Below are 21,357 nucleotides of genomic sequence, written 5' to 3'. Positions count from 1 at the left end.
CGGACCTCCCCGTGACCACGGACACCACACTCACCGCCGAGCAGATCCTGATCGCGGCGGAGGACGTCCTCCGGCGGTTCGGCCCGGCCAAGGCCACCGTCGTGGACGTCGCCCGCATCCTCGGCGTCAGCCACAGCAGCGTCTACCGGCACTTCCCCAGCAAGGCCGCGCTGCGCGAGGCGGTCACCCAGCGCTGGCTCGACCAGGCGCACCACGACCTGGCGGCCGTCTCCAACGAGGGCGGCCCCGCCGCCGACCGGCTGCACCGCTGGCTGACCACGCTGTTCGCGGCCAAGCGGAAGAAGGCGCTGGACGACCCGGAGCTGTTCGCCACCTACATGGTGCTGGTGGAGGAGAACAGCGGCCTGGTGGACTCCCACATCGACACCCTGGTCGACCAGATCGCGCAGATCGTCGCGGACGGGATGGACAGCAAGGAGTTCAAGCTCGCCCACATCCGCGACACCGCCCGCGCCGTCTTCGACGCCACCGGCCCCTTCCACGACCCGGTCTACGCCTCCACCTGGTCCGCCCCCGGGGCGGACGACCGGTTCGAGGGCGTCTGGAAGCTCGTCCTCGGCGGCCTGAAGGCGAAGTGACCGGCCATCGGTGAGGCCGCCGGCCATGAAGCGCGAGTGACCGGGGCGCCGGCCGGCGGAGAAAACCGCTGGTCGGCGCCTCGCCCGACCGGCAGACTGCCCCGCACGGTTGATCTCACCTGGAGGATGACATGCGTGCGGCCGGCTCGGTCCTGGACAGCCTGGAGGGACTCGCCCTCGGCGACGCCTTCGGCGACCGCTGGTTCTCGGTCCCGCTGGACGAGGCGCCCGCCGCCCTGGCCGCCCGGCTGGTCCGGCCCGCGCCCTGGCACTGGACGGACGACACCGCCATGGCGCTCGTCCTGGTCCGCCACCTGCTCGACACGGGCGAGGTCCGCCCGGACGCCCTCGCCCAGGAGTTCGCCGCCGAGTACGCCCGCGAGTACGGGCGCAAGTACGGCCCGTCGATGCACCGGGTGCTGCGCGGGATCGGCGCCGGCGGGGACTGGCGCGCCATCACCGCGGGCCAGTTCGAGGGCCAGGGCTCGCACGGGAACGGTGCCGCGATGCGGGTCGCCCCGCTGGGGGCCTGGTTCGCCGACGACCTCGACGCGGTGGCCCGGCAGGCCGAACTCCAGGCGCTCACCACCCACTTCCACCCGGAGGCGGTCGCCGGCGCGGTGGCGGTCGCGCTAGCGGCGGCGCTGGCGGTCCGGAGCCGGGGCGCGGACGCACCCGGCCGGGCCGAGTTGCTGACCGAGGTCGCCGGACGGCTGCCGGAGAGCGACGTCCGCTCCGGCCTGCGGATCGCCGCCCGGCTGCCCGGGCACACCAGCGTCCGGCACGCCGCCAACGTGCTCGGCTCGGGAACGCTGATCTCCGCCCCGGACACCGTGCCGTTCGCGCTCTGGTCCGCGGCCGGGCACTTGGACTCGCTGCCCGAGGCCGTCTGGCACACCCTGGAGGGCTGGGGAGACAAGGACACCACCTGCGCCATCGCGGCCGGCGTGGTCGCCGCCCGGACGGGGCTCGCGGACGTGCCGCCCGGCTGGCTCGCCGCGCGCGAGCGGCTCCCGGGCTGGGTAGCCGAGGCGTCCCGCGCCGCCGCTCGGTGACCGGGGACGCAGGATCGCCGCCCGGTGCCGGTGTCGGACGGGCGGCGCCCGGTGCCGGGCGGGCTGCCGCCCAGTGGTCAGCGCCGGGTGACGAAGCGGAACACCCGGTAGGCGAGCAGCAGGACCATCGCTCCGCCGATCGCCGACACCCAGGTCGTGACGTCGAGGAGGCTCGGCTTCACCGCCCCGTGCATCCAGTGCGTGACGATCCAGGCGCCGATGTAGGAGCCGGTGATGCCGATCAGGGTGCTGCCGATCAGACCGCGCTCCCCCCTGGACATCGCCATCCTGGCCAGGGTCCCCGACACCAGGCCCAGCACGATCCACGCCATCCAGCTCATCCGCCGCCCCTTGCGTCATCGGTGTGACGACCCCGCCGAGCCCCCCGGGTCCGACCGGAAGGACGTTCGGGGGCCTCGCGCCGTTCCAGCAGGCCGGCGGGACCGGTTCGAACCGGCCAACCGGAGCCTGCCGCGCCGGGCGGCGGCGGTCCTCACGGCACCGAGACCACAGCGAACGCTCCCGTCAGCGGCGCGAGTTGCCGAACAGCAGCCGGTAGACGATCAGCAGTACCAGGGCGCCGCCGATCGCCGACACCCAGGTCGCCGCGTCGAAGAAGTGCGCCGTGACCGAGCGGTGCAGGAAGTGCGACGCGATCCAGCCGCCGACGAAGGACCCGGCGATACCGATCAGGGTGGTCACGATCAGGCCGCCCGGGTCCTTCCCCGGCAGCAGCAGCTTGGCCAGCGCGCCCGCCAGCAGGCCCAGCACGATCCACGCGACGATGCTCATCCGTCATCCCCTCCCGTCCGAGGCGTGACGGGCCCCGTCCCGTCCGCTCTGCCCGCAAGGACGCCGCCGGCCGTCGCACGGTTCCGCCGACCGCCCCCACCACCTGCGGAACGGCGCTCGAAACCCGCCGGAGGGCCGGACCGCCCGCGCGTGGCGCCCTTCCCGTGAGCCCGTCCGCGCCGAAATACTGCGGCCATGCGCATCCTGATCGCCACCGCCGGCTCCCGGGGGGACGTGGCCCCGTTCACCGGGCTCGGCACCCGCCTGCGGGCGGCCGGACATCAGGTGGCCGTCGCCACCCACGACACCTTCGCCGAGTCGGTGCGGGCCGCCGGACTGGAGTACCGCCCGCTGCCGGTCGACCCGCGCGCCGAACTCGCCTCAGCCCAAGGCCGCCGCCTGCTGCGGGCCGGCGGAAGACCGGACGCGGTCCTGCAACTCCTTCGGCTCGGCCGGAAGTTCATGCCCGCGCTCGGCGACGGCATCGCCGACGCCACGGCACTCGGCACCGACCTGCTGCTGACCACCAGCACCACCAGCGCGCTCGGCCAGGTCGTCGCCGAGGCGGCCGGCATCCCCACCATCGGACTGTATCTCCAACCACTCGCGCCCACAAGGGAGTTCGCACCGGCCGTCGCCGGCACCCGGTCGCTCGGGCGGCCCGGAAACCTGCTGGCGGGTCACGCCGTCCAGGCCATGACCGACCAGTTGTTCGTCCCGGCCGTCCGCGGGCTGCGCCGACGGCTCGGCCTGCCGCCGATCGGGATCGCCCGGGCCCGCCGCAACCATCCCGTCCTGCACGGCTTCTCGCCCCTGGTGGTGCCCCGACCCGCCGACTGGCACCCCCGACTGGACGTGGCGGGCTACTGGTGGCCGGCCGACCGACCCGACTGGCAGCCGCCGGCCCGACTGCTCGACTTCCTCGCCGCCGGTCCGCCACCGGTCTTCGTCGGCTTCGGCAGCCTGGTCGTCCCCGACGCCGAGCGGCTCACCGCGACCGTCCTCGCCGCCGCCCGCACCGCGCGGGTGCGCCTGCTGCTCCAGTCGGGCTGGAGCGAACTGACCGCCGAGGACTCGGACTCCGTCCTGACCATCGGCGACACCCCGCACGACTGGCTCTTCCCCCGCACCGCCGCCGTGGTCCACCACGCGGGCGCCGGCACCACGGCGGCCGCCCTCCGCTCCGGGACCCCCACCGTCCCGGTGCCCGCCCAACTCGACGCGCCGTTCTGGGCCGCCCGGCTCGCCCGGCTGGGCGTCTCCCCCGGCCCCGTCCCGCTGCGCGCCCTTACGGCCGACCGCCTCGCCACCGCCCTTCGCCTGACCCTCGACGACGCCCGCTACCGCACCCGCGCCCAGGCCGTCGCCGCCGCCCTGGCCGGCGAGGACGGCGCGGAGAAGGTCCTCACCGCCGTCCAACGAGCGGCGGCAGCGGCCGGGTGACGAGCGACAGGCGACAGGCGACAGGCGACAGGCGACAGGCGAACAACGGACGGCGAACAGCGAACAGCGAACAGCTGACAACCGACAGCTGACAGATTTCAACGTCTGTCAGCTGTTCGCCGTCATCCGTCAGCCCCGCCCCTCCTCCTCCGCCGCCCGCTTCCGAACACCCCGCTCAGCCCCAGGTACACCACGGCCGCCGCCGTCAGCCCGACCGCCCAGCCGTAGTCGGCGAGCGGCTTGAGGACGGGTATCAGGCCGTCAGCCGGGAACGGGCCCTGCTTCGACCCGTCGGCGCCGAGGGTGGAGTACGAGCCGCCGACGGCCAGCACGCCGCCCACCAGCAGCGCCGTGACGGCCCGCCAGTTCCACCCGGCCGCGTACCAGTACGCCCCGCCCGGCCGGTACAGCTCGGCGAGCCGCAGGCGGGTCCGCCGCAGCGCCCAGTAGTCCGCGATCAGCACCCCCGCCACCGTGCCGAGCAGCCCGCCGACCACGCCCAGCCAGGTGAAGATGTACACGTGCGGGTCGGAGATCAGCCGCCACGGGAAGATGGCGATCCCGACGACGCCCGTGATCAGCGCGCCGGTACGGAAGCCGACCAGCCGGGGCAGCAGGTTGGCGAGGTCGTAGGCCGGCGAGACCACGTTGGCGGCGATGTTCACCGACAGCGTCGCGACCAGCACGGTCAGCAGCGCGAACAGGATGCCGACCGGGTTCTCCATCTTCGCCGCCAGCTGGATCGGGTCCCACACCGGCACCCCGTAGACCGCCTCGGAGCCCGAGGTGACCAGCACGGACAGGAACGCGAAGAGCGTCATCGTGGTCGGCAGGCCGAGCGCCTGTCCGCGGATCTGGGCCCGCTGGCTGCCGCCGAAGCGGGTGAAGTCGGGGATGTTCAGCGAGAGCGTGGACCAGAACCCGATCATGCCCATCAGCGCCGGGAAGAAGACCTTCCAGAAGCCTCCGCCCCAGCCCAGCCTGGACGGCTGGTCGAGCAGCGGCCCGAGCCCGCCCGCCTTGACGGTGATCCACACCAGCAGTGCGAGCGCGCCGACGATGACGAACGGCGCGGCCCAGTTCTCGAACCGCCGCAGTGCCTCCATCCCGCGCGCGATGATGGCCATCTCGATCAGCCAGAACAGCAGGAAGGAGAGCCACTGCGTCCACGGGTAGCCGCCCAAATCGCCGGCCGTGCGCCAGGATTCGCCCAACAGCTTGCCCGCCAGCAGGAAGATGCCCTCGCCGCCGATCCAGGTCTGGATGCCGAACCAGGCGCAGGCCACCGCCGCCCGCAGCAGGGCGGGCAGGTTGGCGCCGCGCAGCCCGAAGGAGGCGCGGGCGAAGACCGGGAACGGGATGCCGTACTTGGTGCCGGCGTGCCCGGTGAGCAGCATCGGAACGAGTACGACGAGGTTGGCGAGCGCGATGGTCAGAACGGCCTGTTTCCAGTCCATGCCGAGCGTGACCAGGCCCGAAGCCAGGGTCCAGGACGGGATGTTGTGGGCCATGCCGACCCAGAGCGCGAGGAAGTTGTAGGTGGTCCAGGTGCGCCGCGCGACCGGGACCGGCCTCAGGTCGTCGCTGGTGAAGCCGTTGGGCGGCAGTTCCCCGACGGCCGGGTCGAGTTCGACCCGGCCGTCGGGGTGACGCCGCTGTCTGCCGCCGCTGGTCTCGGTTTCGGGCATGGACAACTCCCGTCCGCCGCGGGCGGATCCGCGGCTGAGCTCAGGTGGGGGTCACAGGCGGGTCCGAGGACACGTTCGAGGACAGGTCCACGGGCAGGTTCACGGGCTGGTTCACGATCGCTGCGGGCGGGAGGTCACAGGTGCGGGATGACGTCCGTCCCGTACGCGTCGATGGTGGTCTCGATCGCGTCGTGCATGGCGTAGACGGCGAACTGGTCGACGCCGAGCGAGCGGAGCTCCGCCAGCCGGGCCCGCTGTGCCTCGGCCGGGCCGATCAGGCAGAAGCGGTCCACGATCTCGTCCGGGACGAAGGCCGTGTCCGGGTTCCCGGCCCGGCCGTGGTGGCTGTAGTCGTAGCCCTGGCGGCCCTTGATGTAGTCGGTGAGCGCCTCCGGCACCAGGTCGGAGTGCTCGCCGTAGTGGCCGACCAGGTCGGCCACGTGGTTGCCGACCATCCCGCCGAACCAGCGGCACTGCTCCCGGGCGTGGGCGAGCGCCTCCGGCGAGTCGTCGGCGGTGACGTAGGCCGGGGCGGCGACGCAGACGGTGACCGAGTCCGGGTCCCGTCCGGCCTCGACGGCGGCGGCCCGGACCGCCTTGACCATGAACTCGGTGAGATAGGGGTCGGCCAACTGGAGGATGAAGCCGTCCGCCTGACGTCCGGTCAGGCTCAGCGCCTTCGGCCCGTACGCCCCCATCCAGACGGGCAGCGACGCGTCGGCGCCGACCCACGGCAGGTGCATCTCGGTGCCGTCCACCTCGGCGGTGCGTCCCTCGGCCAACTCCTTGATGGCGTGCATGGCTTCGGAGAGCCGGGCGAGGGTGGCGGGGCGTCGCCCGGCGACCCGCATGGCGGAGTCGCCGCGGCCGATGCCGCAGACGGTCCGGTTGCCGTACATGTCGTTGAGCGTGGCGAACATGGAGGCGGTCACCTCCCACGTACGGGTGGAGGGGTTGGTGACCATCGGGCCGACGGTCATCCGCTCCGTCTCGGCGAGGATCCGGCTGTAGATGACGAAGGGCTCCTGCCAGAGCACGCAGGAGTCGAAGGTCCAGCCGTGGGTGAAACCGGCCCGCTCGGCGCGGATCATCCGGTCGATGAGCAACCGGGCGGGCGGGTCGGTCTGGAGGACGAGGCCGATGTCCATGAGGGGCTCCAGGTAAGGGGTGTTCGACCGCCGCCGCCCGGTCGCCCCGCCGAGACGGCGCGGCGGACAGCAGGCGGGCGGCGAGCGGCGGCGGGTGGACGACGAAGAGCGGGAGAGGCGGAGGGCGGAGGGGAGAACCGCGGGAGGGGTGTCAGACCAGGTACTGGCAGGTGTCCCGGCGCAGGAAGGTGCCGTGGCCGGCCCGGCCGAGCCAGTCGCCGCCGTCCAGCACGACGGTGCCGCGCGACATCACCGTCCGCGCCCGGCCGGTGAGTCGGCGGCCCTCGTAGGCCGAGTAGTCCACGTTCATGTGGTGGGTCGCGGCGGAGACGGTCTGCACCGCGGTGGGGTCGTAGACCACCAGGTCGGCGTCGGCGCCCGGGGCGATGGTGCCCTTGCGCGGGTGCAGGCCGAACATCCGGGCCGGGGTGGTGCAGGCGATCTCGATCCAGCGGCGGCGGCTGATGTGCCCGTCCACCACGGCCTGGTGGAGCAGGTCCATCCGGTTCTCGACGCCCGGCAGGCCGTTGGGGATCTTCGAGAAGTCGCCCCGGCCCAGCTCCTTCTGGCCGGCGAAGCAGAACGGGCAGTGGTCGGTGGAGACCACCTGGAGGTCGTTGGTCCGCAGCCCGCGCCAGAGCGCCTCCTGGTGCTCGCGCGGCCTGAGCGGCGTGCTGCACACGTACTTGGCGCCCTCGAAGCCGTCGGCGCCCTCCTCGGCGAGGTTGTCGGTGGAGAGGAAGAGGTACTGCGGGCAGGTCTCGCCGAAGACGTTGAGGCCGGCGTCCCTGGCCCGGGAGAGTTCGGCGAGCGCGGCGGCGGCGGAGACGTGCACCACGTAGAGCGGGCTGCCGGCCACCTGGGCGAGCTTGATCGCCCGGTGGGTGGCCTCGGCCTCCAGCAGTTCGCGGCGGACCTCTCCGTGGTAGCGGGGGGCGGTCTTCCCGGCGGCGAGCGCCTGTTCGACCAGGACGTCGATGGCGATGCCGTTCTCCGCGTGCATCATGATCAGCCCGCCGTTGGCGGCGGCGCGCTGCATGGCGCGCAGGATGCGGCCGTCGTCGCTGTAGAAGACGCCGGGGTAGGCCATGAAGAGCTTGAAGGAGGTGGACTCGCCGGAGTCCACGAGGGCGTCCATCTCCTTCAGCACGGCGTCGTTGACGTCGGAGACGATGGTGTGGAAGGCGTAGTCGATCGCGCAGTTGCCCTCGGCCTTGGCGTGCCAGCCGTCCAGGCCCTCGCGCAGCGAGCCGCCGACCGGCTGGACGGCGAAGTCCACGATGGTGGTGGTGCCGCCCCAGGCGGCGGCCCGGGTGCCGGTCTCGAAGGTGTCGGAGGCCGCGGAGCCGCCGAACGGCATTTCCATGTGGGTGTGGGCGTCGACGCCGCCCGGGATGACGTAGTGGCCGGTGGCGTCGATGACGGTGTCGGCGGTCCAGGCCTCGGCGGCGGAGCTGCCGGTGGTGGCGAGGGCGGCGATCCGCTCGCCCTCGATCAGGACGTCGGCGTGGAGTTCCTCGGTGGCGGTGATGACGAGGCCGCCTCGGACGACGGTGCGCTGGTGCGGGTGTCGGGTGGTCATCGCGCGCTGCTCCTCACGCCTCGGCGAGCGGCCCGTAGGCGTCGGGGCGGCGGTCGCGGTAGAACGCCCATTGCTGGCGGACCTGTTCGATCAGGCCGAGGTCGAGGTCGCGGACGACGAGTTCCTCCTCCTTGTCGGAGGCGACGTCGCCGACGAACTGGCCCCGCGGGTCCACGAAGTAGGAGGTGCCGTAGAAGTCGTTGTCGCCGTACTCCTCGGTGCCGACGCGGTTGATCGCGGCGACGAAGTACTCGTTGGCGACGGCGGCGGCGGGCTGTTCGAGCTGCCAGAGGTAGCCGGACAGGCCGCGACTGGTGGCGGAGGGGTTGTAGACGATCTGCGCGCCGGCCAGGCCCAGCGCGCGCCAGCCCTCGGGGAAGTGGCGGTCGTAGCAGATGTACACGCCGACCTTGCCGACGGCGGTGTCGAACACCGGCCAGCCGAGGTTGCCGGGCTTGAAGTAGTACTTCTCCCAGAAGCCCTTGACCTGCGGGATGTGGTGCTTGCGGTACTTGCCGAGGTAGCTGCCGTCGGCGTCGATGACGGCGGCGGTGTTGTAGTAGACGCCGGTCTGGTCCTCCTCGTAGACCGGGACGACCATCACCAGCCCGAGTTCGCGGGCGAGGTCCCGCATCCGGCGCACGGTCGGGCCGTCGGGGACGGCCTCGGCCCAGCGGTAGTGCTCGGCCTCCTGGACCTGGCAGAAGTACGGGGAGTTGAAGACCTCCTGGAAGCCGATGATCTTGGCGCCCTGGGCGGCGGCCTCGCGGGCGTACCGCTCGTGGAGCGCGATCATGCTCTCCTGGTCGCCGGTCCAGCGGGTCTGGACGAGCGCGGCACGGACGATCTGCGACATGGGTACCTCCGCAACTCCGCGGCCCGGCCGTGCGGTCGGGCCAGCGGTCTGAGGGTTGACGGGGTGGGTCTCACCCGCGGTTCCGCTCGGGAACCACGGGGTCTACGTGCGTAGAAAGCGATCTGTAGACGGTAGGCCCGGCCTCGGTGGCCTGACAATACGTTGGCGGAAACGCGTCTGGGGTGATCCTGTTGCGCGGACACGCGGACGGGCCCGGGTGTGATGAAAAGCTGATCTACCCCGCGAGTTGCCCTCTTACTCGTTCGAGTGAAACCAGCCATCCCGGGTGCGCGAACTGCGAGGGTGGGGTACGACCCGCGTGGACATCACCGTGGACGACCACTCGACGTCAGTCCCCCGTGGTTTCATGCGAGTTCAGCGGCTCGGTCACGGGGGATCGGGGCGACCGAGCGGGGGTGACGACGATGGCGGTGACGAATTCCGCAGGTGCGGCGGCGGAAGCGGCGGAGGTGGCGGCCACCACGGGCACCGCGGGCACGGCGGCGGACGGGGGCCCGGCGCCACGGCCGCCCGCAGTGCCCGCCTGGGCCGGCCTGCTGCTCGCCCTCGGCGCGCTCCTGCCGGCCGTCCTCGGCGGGCTGCTGTTCCACCGCCTGGCGCCTCGCGTACCGGACGTCGCCCTCCAACTGGCCGGTTCCCGTGCGGCCGCCGAGGCGGTGGTCGGCGGGCGCGCGGCGGACCACCTGGCCGCGCTGCGCGCCGACGTCTGGCTGGGCGGCGGCTACGGGCTGACGCTGGTCGCCGCCGCACTGCTCGGCGGGTACGTGCTCGGGCCGGTGCGCCGACGGCTGCCGGCGCTCGCGGTCGGCGCCGCCGGGCTGCTCGCGGCCTGCTGCGACCTCGGGGAGGACGCGCTGCTGCGCGCGGGCCTCGACGGCCTCCGCCCGGGCGCCGGCGGCTCCGACACGCCCTTCGCCGCCGCCACCGCGCTCGCCGCCGTCAAGTGGCTGCTGCTCCTGCCCGCGGGGGCGGCCGCGGCGGGGATCCTGCTGGTGACCGCCACCCGCGCCGTGCGCGGGCTCCGGCGGTCGCGGGCGGACGAGAAGGCCCACGGCGCCGACTCCCCCGACCGCCCGGCGCTGGTCCCGCCGTGGCCCACGGCCACCCGGCACGACGCCTCGCCGACCGCCGCCACGGCTCCGCACGCCCATGACCGCCCGGGCGCCCCGGACACACCCGACCAGGCCCCGGACGCACCCGTCCGGCACGCGCGCTGGCGCGACGCCGCCCGGGTGCCGCCCGGCCGTGAGCCCGCCGAACTCGGCTTCTGCGCCTCCGGCGGCGGCATCCGCTCGGCCTGCGTCACCCTCGGCGCGCTCCAGTCGCTGCGGCCCTGGCTGAAACGGGCCCGCTACCTGGTCTCCGTCTCGGGCGGCGGCTACACCGTCGGCGCGCTCCAGCTCGCGCTCAGCGACTCGGCGCCCGACAGCCCGGTGCACGCCGTCTCGGGCCTGACGGCCGACACGGTACTGGAGCCCGGCTCCCCCGAGGAGGACCACCTCCGCCGGCACGGCAGGTACGTCGCGGAGGGCGTCGGCGGGTGGCTGGTCGCCCTCGGGACGCTGCTGCGCGGAGTGCTGTCCGCCCTCACCCTGCTGCTGGCCGCCGTCCTGACGATCGGCCTCGGGCTCAGCCGCTGCTACCGCGCCGTGCCGCTCACCGACCTGGGACACCTGGCGGCCGCCGGGCTGCGCCACACCGCCGCCGTGCCGGGGCCGTTGGAGTTCCGGGCACCGGCGCTGGCCGCCCTCGGCGTCCTGCTCGCCACGGCCGCCGGGTGCTGGCTGCTCTGGCTGCTGCTCTTCCCGTCGCTCGGCTGGCAGTCGCTGCTGCCACGCGTGCTGCGCCGGGCCAATCTCGGCCTGCTCGGGCTGGCCGCCCTGCTGGCCGTCGGGGTGCTGGCGGTGCCGGGGCTGGCCTGGGCCGCGGTACGGCTCCAGCAGGCGGTGGCGGCGGGGCCGCAGCTGACCGGTGCGGGGCTCGGCCTGGCCGTGGCGCTCAGCTACCTGGCGCTGCTGCTCGGCATACTCCGGCGCGACCGCCGGACGCCCGGCCGGGGTGCCGCCGCGGCCCGCGCGACGGGTCGGCCCAGCGGCGGCCGCGCCGCCGGCCTCCCCGAGGTCCTCGTGGTGTGGGCCGCGCTCCTGGTCCTGACGGCCGGTGCGCTGCTGGCCCTCGGCTGGGCGGTCGCCACCGGGTACGCCTGGCCGACGGCCGTCCAGGTGCTGCTGCCGCTGGTGCTCGGCGCGGTCGGGCTGAACCTCGACCAGACCTGGGTAAGCCTGCACCCGTTCTACCGGCTGCGGTTGGCCTCGGCGTTCGCGGTCCGGCGGGTCACCGAGGGCGGCCGGTCGATGGCCCGCCCGTACCACTTCTTCCGGGAGCAGACCTGGCTGAGCCACTACGGCGCCCGGCACCCCGACTTCCCTCAGGTGATCTTCTCCGCGGCGGCCAACCTGTCGGGCAACTCCCGTACGCCACCGGGCCGTCCGGCGGTCTCCTTCTCGCTCTCGTACGACTACGTGGGCGGTCCGGACGTCGGGTACGCGCGCACCGACCTGCTGGAGCGGCGCACCCGTCCGCACATCGCCCGGGACCTCACCGTGCAGTCGGCGATGGCCGTCTCCGGCGCGGCCTTCTCCTCCGCGATGGGACGGGAATCCCGGGTCTACCAGCGGCTGTTCGCGGTGACCAACGCCCGCCTCGGGACATGGCTGCCCAACCCTGCGGTGCTCGGCCCGGACTGGTCCGGGCCGCCGGACTGGCGCCGCCCCGCGCAGCCCGCCGTCCGCCGCCTCCCGTACCAACTGCGGGAACTGGTCGGGCGGTTCCCGGCCGACGACCGCTTCCTGCTCACCACCGACGGCGGCCACTACGAGAACCTCGGACTGGTCGAGCTGCTGCGGCACCGGGTACGGACGGCGGTCTGCGTCGACGCCAGCGGCGACGCCGGCTACGCCGCCAAGCTGGCCGCCGCGATCGCCCTGGCCCGTGAGGAGCTGGGCATCGTCATCACCCTGCACGAGCCGGAACTGCTGGTCCCGGGCAGTGCCGCCGAGCAGCCCACCGCGCACGGTGCCGCGGACGACGGTGGGAACGGCGGCACGGACGACGGCGGGAACGGCGACGGGTACGACGGCAGGCAAGGCCACCCGGGCCGCCGGCCACCGCTGCGCGGGCTCGCGGCGCAGCTGTCCGCCCGGCTGTCGGCCCGGGGCGTGATCACCGGAGACATCCGCTACCCGGACCTCGGCGAGGGGCCCGGGGCCGTCCGGCACGGCCGGCTGATCCTCCTCCAGTCGGTGCTGACCCCCGACATGCCGTACGAGCTGCACGCCTACGCCATGGAGAACCGGGCCTTCCCGAACGACCGCACCAGCGACCAGTGGTTCGACCACCAGCAGTTCGACGCCTACCAGACGCTCGGCCGCCATTTGGGCGAGCAGGCCGCACCACTGGTCGAGCAGGCACTGGCCGGCCCGGCGCCGGTCGCCGAGGCCACGACCGCCGCGGTCGCGTCCGCCGAGGCTCCGGCCGCCACGGCTCCACCGACGCCGCGCCGCCCCGCCGAGGAGTAGCGGACGGGTGTCCGACGGGCCCGCCGGCGCCGGTACCGGACGGCGGCGGGCCCGTCGGCCCGGTTTGACTTCGTCCGGTTCGCTCGGGAAGGATCCGGCGCATGGACTCCGGCGCCACTCTGGTATGCCGCCTGCACGTCGATCTGCGACGCCAGGCGAGTTCCATCTGTGCCTGTTGACCTTGCTCTCCCCCGCCGGTCCCGCCCTGTGACGTCTGCCAGGGCCCGCGCCGCGCACCCGCACCCGCAGTCCTGACTCCCGCCCCGCCCCGGCGCACCCGTACATGCCGGGCCGCTCCGCCGGCCCGCGTCCGTCCACCGCCGTCGGACACCGGGCGCTTCCTGCCGACGTTCCCGCACCCGAGGACGCCCTGATGAGCCTGAGCCCGAGCCCGAGCATCAGCCCCGACGCCCGCCCGATCACCGACACCGACACCGGAACCGGCCCCGCCTCCGTCAGCGGCACCGACCCGGGCACCGGCACCGGCACCACGAGCCCGGCGACCACCCCCGGGCCGCCACCGCCGCCGTGCGCCGGGGAGACCCGAGCGCCGCTCACCCCCGGCACCCTGCGGGCCCTCGTCCGCGACCTGGCCGAGCGCCCCGAGGAGTGGATCCACCACGTCCGCCTCTCCACCGAGGAGCGCTGGTACCGGCGTCTGGCCGCCGACGAGGACCACGAGGTCTGGCTGATCAGCTGGCTGCCCGGCCAGTCCACCGGCTTCCACGACCACGGCGGCTCCCGCGGCGCCTTCACCGTCGCCCTCGGCGAGTTGGAGGAGCTGTCCCTCGGCGGCCCGGACCAGGGCCTGCTGATCCGCCGGGTCCCGGCCGGCACCGCCCGCGCCTTCGGCCCCGAGTACGTGCACGACGTGCGCAACACCGCCGTCGGGCCCGCCGTCACCCTGCACGCCTACTCCCCGCCGCTGAGCTCGATGGCGCACTACGACCTGCGGGCCGGCGGGCTCGTCCGCACCTCCGAGGAAGGACCTGAACAATGGTGACCACGATCGACGACCTGGTGGAGCGCGCCCGGGAGGGCGTCCACCGACCGCGGGCCCGCGAGGCGTACCAGGCCCAGCTGGACGGCGCACTGCTGGTGGACATCCGTCCGGCGGCGCAGCGGGCGGCCGAGGGGGAGATCCCCGGCTCGCTGGTCATCGAACGCAACGTGCTGGAGTGGCGGCTCGATCCGACGGGTAGTCACCGGATCCCCGAGTCCTCGGGCTACGACGTCGAGGTGATCGTGGTCTGCTCCGAGGGCTACGCCTCCAGCCTGGCGGCCGCCTCCCTGCGCGAGCTGGGGCTGCACCGGGCGACCGACCTGGACGGCGGTTTCGTCGGCTGGGCGGCCGCCGGTCTGCCGACCCGTCAGGGCGGCTGAGTTCACGGTCGCGCCGCGTGCCGGACGGTAAATCAGAGACAGGAGATGATGCAGGTCATAGTCTGATCAGAGTTTCCGCCGGTCCAAAGCTGGGCAGCCACGCGGGCGGAAGTACGCCCGGGCGCTTGAACCCGCCGCCACCGAACGACCCGACCGAACGACCGAACGACCCAGGCGCCGCCTCCCCGGGGCGCCCTGACGAGGAAACTCCACGTGATCAGATTCGAGGGCGCCGGAAAGCGCCACCCCGACGGCACCGTCGCGGTCGAGGGCCTGGACCTGGAGGTCCCGACCGGTCGGATAACCGTCCTGGTCGGACCGTCCGGCTGCGGGAAGACCACCCTGCTGCGCATGGTCAACCGGATGGTCGAGCCCACCTCGGGCCGGGTCCTGCTGGACGACACGGACGTCGCCGAGCTGGAACCCGCCAAGCTGCGCCGCGGCATCGGGTACGTGATCCAGCAGGCCGGGCTCTTCCCGCACCGCAAGGTCATCGACAACATCGCCACCGTCCCCTACCTGCTCGGCTGGGACCGCAGGAAGGCCCGCGCCCGCGCCGCCGAACTGCTCGAACTGGTCGGGCTCGCGCCGGAGACCGCCAAGCGGTACCCGTTCCAGCTGTCCGGCGGCCAGCAGCAGCGGGTCGGCGTGGCGCGCGCGCTGGCCGCCGACCCGCCGGTGCTGCTGATGGACGAGCCGTTCAGCGCGGTCGACCCGGTGGTGCGGGCCGGGCTGCAGGAGGAGCTGCTGCGGCTGCAGTCCGAGCTGCACAAGACGGTGCTGTTCGTCACCCATGACATCGAGGAGGCCGTCCGGCTCGGCGACCAGGTGGTGGTGCTCCGCGAGCACGGCCGGATCGCCCAGCTGGCCGACCCGTACACCCTGCTCACCACCCCCGCCGACGAGGGCGTGGCCGCCTTCCTCGGACGCGACCGGGGCCTGCGCGGTCTCGGCCTGCGCCCCGCGAGCGCCGTCGAGCTCCGCCCGGTGGGCGACGGACTCCGCTACGGGGGGTGGGAGTTGGTCCTGGACGACGAGCATCGCCCGATCGGCTGGATCGACCGCGACGCCGTCACCGCCGAACTGCACCCGACGGCCGGCTTCCGCCCGGACGCCGACACCCTGCGCACCGCGCTGGACGCCGCCGTCCTCTCCCCGGCCGGGGTCGCCGTCGCGCTGGACGCCGACGGCCGGGCCACCGGCACCGCGAGCCGCGAGGCCGTCCTCACCGCGCTGCGGCCCGACGCCTCCGGCCCAGGCACCCCGGACGGCTCAAGTGCCCCGGCCGGCCCAGGCAGCCCGGACGGCTCAGGCGACCCGGCCGGCCCCGACGGAAGCGCCCCCGACGGAACGGGCGGAACACGCGCCTCCGACGCAGCGGGCGGCGGAAGCGCGACGGGCGGCACGGACGGAGCCGACGGTGGACGATGAACCGATCGTCCGCTGGTACTGGATCGGCGACCACCTCGGCTACCTCGGCAACCTGCTCGCCGACCACGCCGTGATCGCCCTCGTCCCCGTGCTCATCGGTCTGCTGCTCGCCGTCCCGCTCGGTCTGGCCTGCGCCCGCTACCCCCGGCTGTACCAGCCGCTCTCCGCCGTGTTCAACATCGTCTACGCGCTGCCCTCGCTGGCCGTGTTCGTGGTGCTGATCCCGTACACCGGCCTCGCCACCCAGGCGACCGTGATGATCCCGCTCACCTTCTACGCCCTCGCCGTGCTGCTGCCGACCACCGTGGACGGGCTGCGCGCCGTCCCGGACGCCGTCCGGCAGGCCGCCACCGCGATGGGGTACGGACCGTGGCACCGGCTGACCTCGGTCGAGCTGCCCGCCGCCGTGCCCTACCTGATCGCCGGGCTGCGGGTCGCGGCGGTGTCCAGCATCTCGCTGGCCAGCGTCGGCGCGCTGGTCGGCCGCGGCGGGCTCGGCTACCTGTTCGTCGACGGCTTCCAGCGCACCTTCCCGACCCCGATCCTGGCCGGCATCGTGCTGATCGCCGTCCTGGCCCTGGCCGTCGACCTGGTGCTGGTGGCCGCCCGGCGGCTGCTCGCGCCCTGGGCCGTCCGGGAGAAGGGAGCGGGCTCGTGAACTGGCTGACCTGGCTGAGCGACTTCTTCACCGACCCGGACCACCTCAGCGGTCCGGACTCGATCGTGCACCGGGTCTCCGAGCACCTGCTGCTCTCCGGTGAGGCCCTGCTGTACGCGGCGGTGCTCGCCGTCCCGCTCGGGCTGCTGATCGGCTACACCGGCCGCGGCGTCACCGTGGTGACCGCGCTCGCGGGCGCCGCCCGCGCCCTGCCCACCCTCGGCCTGGTGACCCTGGCGGTGCTGCTCGCCGGGGTCGGCGACACCGCCGTCCTGTTCCCGCTGGTCGCGCTCGCCGCGCCGCCGCTGCTGGTGGCGGCCGTCGAGGGGGTGCGCGGCACCGATCCGGACGTCCGGGACGCCGCGCGCGGCATCGGGCTGACCCACCCCCAGGTGCTGCGGCAGGTCTGCCTGCCCTCGGCCGCGCCGACCCTGCTGGCGGGCTTCCGCACCGCGACCGTGCAGGTGATCGCGACCGCCACGGTGGCCGCCTACGTCGGTCTGGGCGGCCTCGGCCGCTACGTCATCGACGGGCTGGCGACCCGCAAGTACGCCGTGACCGTGGGCGGTGCGCTGCTGGTGGTGCTGCTCGCGGTCGCCGCCCAGCTGTTCTTCGCCCTGCTCGCCCGCTTCGCGCTCCCGCCCGGGGTGCGCGCCCAGCGGCAGCCCCGCTGACTCCCCATCGTCTCCCCTCCCGTTCCGGAAGGACATCTGTCACCATGTCGACAATCAACCGAAGCCGCCGCGCCGCCGTCCTCGGCGCCCTCGCCGCGCTCGCCCTCGGCGCCACCGCCTGCGGCTCCTCCGGCGGCGACCCGCTCGGCGGGGGTTCGAGCGCCTCGGCCCCCGCGGGCGGCTCCGGCGGTGCGGGCGGTTCCGGGTCGACCGTCGTGGTCGGTTCGGCCAACTTCCCGGAGAACGTCCTGCTCGGGTCGATCTACTCGCAGGCGCTCAAGGCCAAGGGTGTCAAGGTCGAGGAGAAGTTCAACATCGGCAGCCGCGAGGTGCTCTACGGGCAGTTGCAGAGCGGCAACCTGACCGTCCTGCCGGAGTACAACGGTTCGCTGCTCGCCTACCTGGACGCCAAGTCCACCGCCGTCACCACCCAGGACGTGAACGCGGCGCTCACCAAGACGCTGCCCGCCTCGCTGGGCATCCTCGACTCCTCCCCCGCCGAGGACAAGGACTCGCTCAGCGTCACCCAGGAGACGGCCGACAAGAACGGCCTCAAGAGCATCGCCGATCTCGCCGCCAAGGCCGGCGAGTTCACCATCGGCGGGCCGCCGGAGTTCAAGACCCGCCGGGAGCAGCAGCTGAAGGACGTCTACGGGCTGACCTTCAAGGAGTGGAAGCCCACCGCCGACACCACCGCGAACGCGCTCAAGGACGGCAGCATCCAGGTCGGCAACGTGTTCACCACCGACCCCAAGATCGCCCAGTACAAGCTCGTCCCGCTGGCCGACCCGAAGAACATCTTCGGCGCCCAGAACATCACCCCGCTGGTCAACAAGGCGGGCGTGGACGCGACCGCGACGGCGGCGCTCAACGCGGTGTCGGCCAAGCTGGACACGGCCGGGCTGATGGCGCTGATGAAGCGCGTGTCGGTGGACAAGGAGGACCCGTCCGCGGTCGCCAAGGACTGGCTGAAGTCCAACGGTCTCGGCTGACGGCCGGCCGATCGGCCGGACAGCCGCCCGACCGCGCTGACGGTCGCCCGCTCGCACCGGGTCGACCGGCCGTTCGCGCCCGTCGACCGACCCACCTGACGGCGGCCCGGAGGAGCTCCCTCCGGGCCGCCGTCCGCCGTTCCGGAGATGCCCTTCCGGCCGCCGCGGAGGGACCTTCCCTTCCGCGCCGCGAACATGACAGTCTGGGCGCCATGCGCACTCGTCTCCTCGCCGCCACCCTCACGGCACTCGCCGCGGTGAGCCTCGCTGCCTGCTCCAGTTCCAGTTCCGGCTCCGGATCGGGCTCGGGCTCGGGCTCGGGCAAGCCCACCGCCGCGGCCGGCTCCCCCACCGCCACCGCCGCCTCGACCGCCGCGCCCTCCGACGCCGCCGCCACGCCCCCGGTTCCCGCGCCCGGCTCGGCCGCCCCCACGGCCGACGGCGCCACCGGCGCGCCCGCGCCCGACGCCGGCGCCTCGGGAGCCCCCGCACCGGCCAAGCCCGCCCCGCCCGCCGACGCCGGACTGCCCGCCAAGCCGGGCGACGACCTGACGGCCAAACTGGTCTCCGCGCTGGACGCGATCGACCCGGCGATCGTCGGCGGCAAGCCGGACCAGGCCGTGGACCGGGCGCGCAACCAGTGCCAGTCGATGTACCAGTTCCCCAAGGACAAGCAGAAGCTGGTCGAGCTGGCCGATCAGCGCTTCACCTCCGCCGACCACCCGCAGGGCTTCGGTCCCGACACCGCCGCGAAGATCAACGAGGCGCTGCTCGCCACGCTCTGCCCGCCGTCCCGCTGATCCGCTGATCCGCGTTCCGCCGATCCGCCGATCCGGCCCGCAGATCCTCGGGCCACCGGGCAGGCCGATCCGCGACACCATGAACCGCCCGGTGTCCTGAGCGCCGGGCCGCCGTGGCCGCGCCCCTTCCCGGGGGCGCGGCCACGGTCTTCTCGTTCCCGGCCCCTCACGCAGCCGACGCCGGTACCCCTCCCGACCCCGGGCGCCCACCGCCCCCTTCCACCGGACGGGCCGTGTGGTGACGAACTGTTAGGTCTCTTGACAGACCAGTGGTCTAGTCCAAACATAAGCATGTCGATCCGACCGGGATGCACTGTGGGGGTGTGACCACCGGCGGCTGAGGCACTGCCCTGCCCTGCTCCGCCCCACCCCCGCTCCGTACGGCGCGCGCATCCGCACGCCGCCCGCGTCCACGCGAGTCGGTGGGCCTTCGCACGCCCGAACGCCCGCACTCCCGATATCCGACCCGGTCCGGGACCCTTCGGCCGACCCCACACGGCCGTCCGGCCGGACCATCCGCACCTCCCAACGTCCTGCCCCACCACGTCTGTTGGAGAATCCATGCGCCTTCGCCGAACAGTCCAGGCCGTGTTGACGGCCTGCGCCACGCTGGTCGCCTCGGCCGGCCTGGTCGCCGCCGGGACGGGCTCCGCCCAAGCCGCCACCCCGCTCCCCAGCCGGGTCTTCGCCCCCTACTTCGAGGCCTGGACCGGCCAGAGCCCGGCCCAGCTGGCTGCGCAGTCCGGCGCCAAGCACCTGACCATGGCGTTCCTCCAGACCGCCACCAAGGGTTCCTGCACGCCGTACTGGAACGGCGACACCTCCATGCCGGTGTCCTCCGCGACCTTCGGCGCCGACATCGCGACCATCCGCGCCAACGGCGGGGACGTGATCCCGTCCTTCGGCGGCTACACCGCCGACAACACCGGCACCGAACTGGCCGACAGCTGCACCGATGTCAACCAGATCGCGGCCGCCTTCGAGAACGTGATCACCACCTACGACATCAGCCGGATCGACCTCGACATCGAGGACAACTCGCTGACCAACAGCGGCGGGATCGACCGCCGCAACAAGGCGATCAAGCTGGTGCAGGACTGGGCCGCCACCAAGGGCCGGAACATCCAGTTCTCCTACACGCTGCCGACCACCACCTCCGGGCTGGCCGACAGCGGCCTCGCGGTGCTGCGCAACGCGGTGAGCAACAACGCGCGGATCGACGTCGTCAACATGATGACCTTCGACTACTACGACAACGCCGTCCACGACATGGCGGCCGACACCCAGACCTCCGCGCAGGGGCTCTACAACCAGCTCGCCAAGCTCTACCCGTCCAAGACCCCCGCCCAGTTGTGGGGTTCGATCGGGATCACCGAGATGATCGGTGTCGACGACTTCGGCCCGGCCGAGACCTTCACCCTGGCCAACGCCACCACCGTGTACAACTGGGCGGTCGCCAAGGGCATCAACACGCTGTCCTTCTGGGCGCTCCAGCGCGACAACGGCGGCTGCCCGGGCACCAAGGGCAACGACAACTGCTCCGGGATCGCCCAGAACACCTGGGACTTCACCCACATCTTCGCGCCGTTCACCAGCGGCTCGACGGTGAACAACGACTTCTCGGTGTCGGTCAACCCCAACTCCGCGACGGTGGCCGCCGGTTCGTCCACCTCCGTGACCGTCGCGACGGCCGTCACCGCGGGCTCGGCGCAGAGCGTCAACCTCACGGTCAGCGGCGCCCCGGCGGGCGTCACCGCCACCGTCACCCCCGGCAGCGTCACCGCCGGCAACAGCGCCACGCTGAACGTCTCCACCACCTCCTCGGTGACGCCCGGGAGCTACCCGATCACGGTCACCGGCGCGGCGGCCTCCGGCAGCCACACCAGCACCTTCACCCTGAACGTCACCGGCACCCAGCCGGGCAACGACTTCTCGGTCGCCGTGAACCCGAACTCCGGTACCGCCGCGGCCGGTTCGTCCACCTCGGCCACCGTCGCGACGGCCGTCACCGCCGGCTCGGCGCAGAACGTCAACCTCACGGTCAGCGGCGCCCCGGCGGGCGTCACCGCCACCGTCACCCCCGGCAGCGTCACCGCCGGCAACAGCGCCACGCTGAACGTCTCCACCACCTCGGCCGCGGCGCCTGGCACCTACCCGCTGTCCGTCACCGCCACCGGGGCGTCCGGCAGCCACACCGCGACCTACACGCTGACCGTCACCGGGACCGGCCCGACGACCGGCCTGGTCAACGGTGACCTGGAGACCGGAAGCCTGGCTCCGTGGGCCTGCCAGAGCGGCGGCGCCGTGGTCTCCACCCCGGTCCACTCCGGCGCCAAGGCGCTGCAGGCCGCGGCCTCCGCGAGCCAGACCGGCGAGTGCTCGCAGACCGTCACGCTGAAGCCCAACACCAGCTACACCCTGAGCGGTTGGGTGCAGGGCAACTACGCCTACGTCGGCGTCAACGGCGGCGCCACCGCCAGCGCCTGGGCCAACTCCTCCGGCTGGACCAAGCTGTCCGTTCCCTTCACCACCGGCGCCAACGGCACCGTCACCGTGTACCTGCACGGCTGGTACGGCCAGGGCAACGTGTACGGGGACGACTTCTCCATCGCCTGAGTCGCCCTCGGGTGACGCGGGGCGAATGACGAACGACGACT

General features: G+C 73.4%; 19 protein-coding genes. 13 read left to right on the top strand and 6 right to left on the bottom strand.

Translation table 11 applies throughout. The features are described 5' to 3' along the window. Positions 1-11 precede the first annotated feature (11 nt). Both ACZ5GH_RS28875 and ACZ5GH_RS28870 read left to right on the top strand, forming a co-directional pair. Positions 12-599, top strand: coding sequence for a TetR/AcrR family transcriptional regulator (locus tag ACZ5GH_RS28875; protein ID WP_387757681.1), 588 nt, complete (start codon positions 12-14; stop codon positions 597-599). A gap of 131 nt (positions 600-730) precedes the next feature. After that, positions 731-1,654 (top strand): ADP-ribosylglycohydrolase family protein, encoded by a 924-nt coding sequence (locus ACZ5GH_RS28870; protein ID WP_464335715.1) that lies wholly within the window; start codon positions 731-733, stop codon positions 1,652-1,654. A gap of 77 nt (positions 1,655-1,731) precedes the next feature. On the opposite strand, the gene ACZ5GH_RS28865 is transcribed toward ACZ5GH_RS28870, so the two are convergent. Beyond that, positions 1,732-1,995, bottom strand: a complete 264-nt coding sequence (locus ACZ5GH_RS28865; protein WP_387757678.1) for a GlsB/YeaQ/YmgE family stress response membrane protein — start codon at positions 1,993-1,995, stop codon at positions 1,732-1,734. A gap of 184 nt (positions 1,996-2,179) precedes the next feature. Next, positions 2,180-2,446 carry a GlsB/YeaQ/YmgE family stress response membrane protein gene (locus ACZ5GH_RS28860; protein WP_355254305.1) on the bottom strand — a complete coding sequence of 89 codons (267 nt, stop codon included), beginning with the start codon at positions 2,444-2,446 and terminating at the stop codon, positions 2,180-2,182. Between the two features lie 195 nt (positions 2,447-2,641). Between ACZ5GH_RS28860 and ACZ5GH_RS28855 the strand changes: the two genes are divergently transcribed. Beyond that, positions 2,642-3,889, top strand: a complete 1,248-nt coding sequence (locus ACZ5GH_RS28855; protein WP_464335714.1) for a glycosyltransferase — start codon at positions 2,642-2,644, stop codon at positions 3,887-3,889. 122 nt (positions 3,890-4,011) lie between these two features. Here the strand turns inward: ACZ5GH_RS28855 and ACZ5GH_RS28850 are convergent, their stop codons facing one another. The 4 genes from ACZ5GH_RS28850 to ACZ5GH_RS28835 form a co-directional block, all read right to left on the bottom strand. After that, the gene (locus ACZ5GH_RS28850) at positions 4,012-5,577 is read right to left on the bottom strand and encodes an NCS1 family nucleobase:cation symporter-1 (RefSeq protein WP_464335713.1); all 1,566 of its coding nucleotides are present in this window, start codon (positions 5,575-5,577) and stop codon (positions 4,012-4,014) included. Between the two features lie 134 nt (positions 5,578-5,711). Further along, positions 5,712-6,725, bottom strand: a complete 1,014-nt coding sequence (locus ACZ5GH_RS28845; RefSeq protein WP_464335712.1) for a TIGR03842 family LLM class F420-dependent oxidoreductase — start codon at positions 6,723-6,725, stop codon at positions 5,712-5,714. 151 nt (positions 6,726-6,876) lie between these two features. Beyond that, positions 6,877-8,307, bottom strand: coding sequence for a dihydropyrimidinase (gene hydA / locus ACZ5GH_RS28840; protein WP_464335711.1), 1,431 nt, complete (start codon positions 8,305-8,307; stop codon positions 6,877-6,879). A 13-nt stretch (positions 8,308-8,320) separates the two neighbouring features. Then, entirely contained in the window at positions 8,321-9,163 is an 843-nt protein-coding gene (locus ACZ5GH_RS28835; protein WP_387757671.1) for a nitrilase-related carbon-nitrogen hydrolase, read from the bottom strand. A gap of 431 nt (positions 9,164-9,594) precedes the next feature. Here ACZ5GH_RS28835 and ACZ5GH_RS28830 point away from each other — a divergent pair, with 431 nt between their 5' ends. The 10 genes from ACZ5GH_RS28830 to ACZ5GH_RS28785 all read left to right on the top strand — a co-directional run bounded on the left by ACZ5GH_RS28830 (position 9,595) and on the right by ACZ5GH_RS28785 (position 21,316). Continuing rightward, positions 9,595-12,762: a hypothetical protein gene (locus ACZ5GH_RS28830; protein ID WP_464335710.1), complete on the top strand. Its 3,168-nt coding sequence runs from the start codon at positions 9,595-9,597 to the stop codon at positions 12,760-12,762. Positions 12,763-12,863: 101 nt separating this feature from the next. Continuing rightward, the gene (locus ACZ5GH_RS28825) at positions 12,864-12,941 is read left to right on the top strand and encodes a putative leader peptide (protein WP_107086570.1); all 78 of its coding nucleotides are present in this window, start codon (positions 12,864-12,866) and stop codon (positions 12,939-12,941) included. A gap of 194 nt (positions 12,942-13,135) precedes the next feature. Beyond that, positions 13,136-13,765, top strand: coding sequence for a cysteine dioxygenase (locus ACZ5GH_RS28820; protein ID WP_464335709.1), 630 nt, complete (start codon positions 13,136-13,138; stop codon positions 13,763-13,765). Beyond that, positions 13,759-14,145 (top strand): rhodanese-like domain-containing protein, encoded by a 387-nt coding sequence (locus ACZ5GH_RS28815; RefSeq protein ID WP_464335708.1) that lies wholly within the window; start codon positions 13,759-13,761, stop codon positions 14,143-14,145. The genes ACZ5GH_RS28820 and ACZ5GH_RS28815 overlap by 7 nt, the downstream gene beginning before the upstream one ends. A gap of 213 nt (positions 14,146-14,358) precedes the next feature. Continuing rightward, positions 14,359-15,576 (top strand): ABC transporter ATP-binding protein, encoded by a 1,218-nt coding sequence (locus ACZ5GH_RS28810; RefSeq protein WP_464335707.1) that lies wholly within the window; start codon positions 14,359-14,361, stop codon positions 15,574-15,576. After that, on the top strand, positions 15,566-16,234 hold the full coding sequence (locus tag ACZ5GH_RS28805; protein ID WP_464335706.1) for an ABC transporter permease: 669 nt from the start codon (positions 15,566-15,568) through the stop codon (positions 16,232-16,234). Before ACZ5GH_RS28810 ends, ACZ5GH_RS28805 begins: the two co-directional genes overlap by 11 nt. After that, positions 16,231-16,908 carry an ABC transporter permease gene (locus ACZ5GH_RS28800; protein WP_387757661.1) on the top strand — a complete coding sequence of 226 codons (678 nt, stop codon included), beginning with the start codon at positions 16,231-16,233 and terminating at the stop codon, positions 16,906-16,908. The genes ACZ5GH_RS28805 and ACZ5GH_RS28800 overlap by 4 nt, the downstream gene beginning before the upstream one ends. A 44-nt stretch (positions 16,909-16,952) precedes the next feature. Further along, entirely contained in the window at positions 16,953-17,900 is a 948-nt protein-coding gene (locus tag ACZ5GH_RS28795) for an ABC transporter substrate-binding protein (RefSeq protein WP_387757659.1), read from the top strand. A gap of 212 nt (positions 17,901-18,112) precedes the next feature. After that, a complete protein-coding gene (locus tag ACZ5GH_RS28790; RefSeq protein ID WP_464335705.1) occupies positions 18,113-18,700 on the top strand; it encodes a hypothetical protein in 588 nt (195 codons plus the stop codon). A 561-nt stretch (positions 18,701-19,261) separates the two neighbouring features. Continuing rightward, entirely contained in the window at positions 19,262-21,316 is a 2,055-nt protein-coding gene (locus ACZ5GH_RS28785) for a glycosyl hydrolase family 18 protein (RefSeq protein WP_464335704.1), read from the top strand. Positions 21,317-21,357: the final 41 nt, after the last annotated feature.

This window comes from Kitasatospora sp. Xyl93, from assembly GCF_055383135.1.
Note: the sequence above shows the minus strand (reverse complement) of the source record. Positions and strands in the feature narration are given on the sequence as shown.